The sequence below is a fragment of the Rhodopseudomonas sp. B29 genome (genome assembly GCF_000333455.1).
Classification (GTDB): Bacteria; Pseudomonadota; Alphaproteobacteria; order Rhizobiales; family Xanthobacteraceae; genus Rhodopseudomonas.
Map to the genome: position 1 here is coordinate 1 of NZ_BADD01000360.1, position 3731 is coordinate 3731.

3 protein-coding genes and 1 pseudogene are annotated in these 3731 nt (G+C 63.6%); all 4 read left to right on the forward strand.

What is annotated here, in order from left to right:
* Positions 1 to 193: pseudogene (locus I5M_RS12960) on the forward strand (ABC transporter ATP-binding protein); the annotation flags it as partial.
* A 44-nt stretch (positions 194 to 237) separates the two neighbouring features.
* Positions 238 to 726, forward strand: a complete 489-nt coding sequence (gene cynS / locus I5M_RS12965; protein ID WP_022721788.1) for a cyanase — start codon at positions 238 to 240, stop codon at positions 724 to 726.
* A gap of 488 nt (positions 727 to 1214) precedes the next feature.
* Positions 1215 to 2249 (forward strand): ABC transporter substrate-binding protein, encoded by a 1035-nt coding sequence (locus I5M_RS12970; RefSeq protein WP_159103995.1) that lies wholly within the window; start codon positions 1215 to 1217, stop codon positions 2247 to 2249.
* Positions 2250 to 2277: 28 nt separating this feature from the next.
* Positions 2278 to 3731 (forward strand): sugar ABC transporter ATP-binding protein (locus I5M_RS12975; RefSeq protein WP_022721790.1); only part of this gene is annotated, 1454 nt, incomplete at its 3' end.

The window sequence follows — 3731 nt, forward strand, 5'->3', positions numbered from 1 at the left end:
TCCTTATTACTACGCGCTGCGCAACCACATCATCGATTTCCTGGTGACGCGCAGCAAGAGCTTCGCGGCCGAGAATCCGCAGCACGATCATCGCAACGTGCCGCTGGTGCGTCCCGGACTCGCAGAGCCGGCGCTGGTGCCGCAGCCGAGCGGCGTCGCCGTTCCCGGTGCGGCGCAGCTGCGCGCCCGCTGATCCCAACTCATCCAACACACCCCAATCGACAAGGAGACCCCCAGATGAAGCGTGCGCAACTCACCGAAAAGCTGCTCGACCTCAAGCGCGAGAAGGGCTGGACCTGGAAGTACATCTGCGAAAAGATCGGCGGCCATTCCGAAGTGCTGGTGGTCGGCGCCATCTTGGGCCAGATGAAGCTCACCAAGCCGCAGGCCGCCGCCGCCGCCGAGCTGTTCGGTCTCTCCAAGGTCGAGACCGCGATGCTCAACGAAGTGCCGATGCGCGGCGAGGGCATCACCATGCCGCCGACCGATCCCTTGATCTATCGCTTCTACGAGCTGGTGATGATCAACGGCCCGGCCTGGAAGGCGCTGATCGAAGAGGAATTCGGCGACGGCATCATGTCGGCGATCGACTTCGACATGGTGATGGACCGCCTGCCCAACCCGAAGGGCGACCGCGTCAAGATCACGATGTCGGGCAAGTTCCTGCCGTACAAATATTACGGCGCGACCGGCAATAATCAGGAGTACGGCTTCAAGGAGGAGTGAGCGCGGCAGCGCCACACTTCATCAGTTGCGATGCGAACGATGGCCGGGGCTTGTCCCCGGCCATTTCCTTTTCGGTGTGTTTAGTCGTTCGGCCGAACTGCCATTCGTCACGATGCGCGAAACACCAGGCGCGCGAGCTAGCCTTTTCGAGAGAGTTACCGCAGTGCACAAGCTCAGCTACCTGCGACTCTCGCGCGCAATTGCCTTGACGTCGGCTTCGACTTAGGAAGAATACGAAAGCTAAAACGAAAATAACGAACAGGGAGGTGCGGGTTCATCCCGCGATTGCGCCACTCGGGCGCCGCTGATCCCACACTGCTGCGTGTCGTGCGCCGTCCCGCTGGGACGGACAGGATGCGTCGGTGTTGGGCTGCGGCGGAGTTCGGCTGCGTGCTCGACGTGATGTCCGCGCCCCCTGAAACGAACAAGATCACCGGGGGGATACGATGAAGAGATTGACGCGAGCCATGGTTTCGCTGGCCGCAGCCATGCTGGTCAGCACTGTGACGTCGGTCGCAAGCTGGGCCGAGGACGTGCAGTTGCTGCCGCCGGGCCTGATCGCGCCGTCGTCGAAGGAGGTTGTTCCCGAGGGCAAGTTCAAGAAGGCGCCGCCGTGGAAGATCGGCCTTGCCTTCCCGGGCGTCGGCAACACCTGGATCGTCCAGATGCTGCAGGAGATGAAGTACGAAGCTTCGCTCAACAAGAACATCGGCGAATTCACCGTTCTCGAGGCGGATTGGAAGCCTGCCAAGCAGGTGGCCGACATTGAAGACCTGATGGCGCGTAACGTCGATCTGCTGATCGTCGCGCCGATCGCCTTCCCGGTGGTCGCGGCCCAGGTCGACAAGGCGGTGGCCAAGGGCATCCCGGTGGTGGTGTTCGGCGCCAGCAACGGCGAACTCAATGGCACGCTGGAAGTGTTCGGCGGTGGTGGCGCGTTCGGCCGCGTCGGCGGCGAGTTTCTCGCCAAGGAGCTGAAGGGCAAAGGCAATATCTGGGCGGTGCGCGGCGTCGCCGGCGTCGGCGAAGAAGTGCTGCGCTACGAGGGCTTCAAAAAGGCCATCGCAGGCACCGACATCAAGATCACCGCCGAAGTGTTTGGCGACTGGAACTACGCGAAGGCGAAGCAGCTCTGCGAAAACCTGGTGCTCTCCGGCAAGCCGGTCGACGGCATCTGGTTCTCGGGCGCCGAAATGACCCGTGCCTGCATCGAAGTCTTCAAGGAAGCCGGCAAGCCGCTGGTGCCGATGACCGGCGAGGGCAACAACGGGTTCTTTAAGGTGTGGAAGAGTTCGGGCGTCAAGAGCGTCGCGCCGGTGTTCACGCCGGGTCTCGGCCCGGCCGTCGTCCGCGCCTCGGTGGCGCTGCTCGAAGGCAAGCAGATGTACAAGGGCTACTTCTCCGATCCGGCGCCGATCACCAACGCGGATGTCGACAAGTACTATCGGCCCGATCTGAACGACGCCTATTGGGTGCCGTCGACCCTGCCGGAGGCCAAGCTGAAAGAGCTGTTCGGCAAATAAGCGAGCCAAAGGTGATCGAGTGTCCGTCATGACGATGCCTGGCCAGGCACGTGAGGTCGTGGTTGCGCGCGGTGTTTCCGTCAGCTTCGGCGCCACCAGGGCCCTTCGCGATGTCTCGATCACCGGTCATGCCGGGTCGATCCACGCTGTCACCGGCGAGAACGGTGCCGGCAAATCGACCCTGATGAAAGTTCTCGCCGGCGTCTATCAGCCCGATGCCGGCGAGGTCGAGATCAACGGTCACCGCGTCCGCCTGACCGGCCCTCGCGATGCGCTGAAGCACGGCGTCTCCACCGTGTTTCAGGAATTCACCCTGCTGCCGAATCTCTCGGTGGCCGAGAACCTGTTTCTCGGCCGCGAGCCGCGCCGCATGATGATGGTGCGCCATCGGCAGATGCTGAAGGACGCCGCAGCGCTGCTGGCGCGGATCGGTATCGATCTCGATCCGCAGCGGCCGGTCTCCGATCTGTCGATCGGCGAACAGCAACTCGTCGAGATTGGTAAGGGCGTCTCCGCCAATGCCTCGGTGTTCATCTTCGACGAGCCGACGGCGGCGCTCAACAAGGTCGAGGTCGATAAGCTCGGCCAGCTGATGCTGCAGCTTCAGCGAGAAGGCAAAGCGATTTTCTACATCAGCCATCGTCTGGAGGAGATCGCGCGCTGGTGCGACACCGTCACGGTGCTGAAGGACGGTCAGCACGTGCTGACAAGGCCGACGCGCGAGATGACACCTGGCGCCCTGGTGACCGCAATGGTCGGCCGCTCGATCCAGGATCTGTTTCCGCCGCGCGCGGCTGGCTTCGGTCCTCCGCTGATTGAAGCCCAGCAGCTGCAGGTTCATGCCGACCGCAAGCCGATCGACCTGAAGCTCCGGCGCGGCGAGATCCTCGGCATCGCCGGACTCGAAGGGCAGGGCCAACGCGAGGTGATGCGCTGCCTCGCCGGCGTGACTCCGCCGGTCGACGGAGACGTGCGCAAGGCGGCCGGCGACGGAACCGCGTTGCAACCGCTCGATCTCGGACTTGGCCGCACCGAGAATGTGCGGCGAGGCATCGGCTTCGTGCCCGAGGATCGCAAGACCGAAGGCCTGTTTCTCGATCTGCCGATCGGCGAGAACCTGTCGCTCGGCATTCTGGCGATCCAGCGCGCGTTGGCGCGCGTGCGTATCAGGCGCGATCTGCTGAAGACACTGGCGAAGTCGCTGCATCTGGCGGCAACCGGCCTGTCGCAGGCGGTCGGCAGCCTGTCGGGCGGCAATCAGCAGAAGGTTCTGCTCGGGCGGTGGCTGACGGCCGGTTGCAACGTCCTGCTGATCGAAGAGCCGACCCGCGGCGTCGATGTCGGCGCCAAGACCGAGATCTACCGGTTGCTGCGCGATTTCGCCGGCAAGGGAGGCGGCGTGCTGCTGACGTCGAGTGAATTGATGGAGCTGATCGGATTGTGCGACCGTATTCTCGTCATCCGCAACGGCGCGTTCGTCGG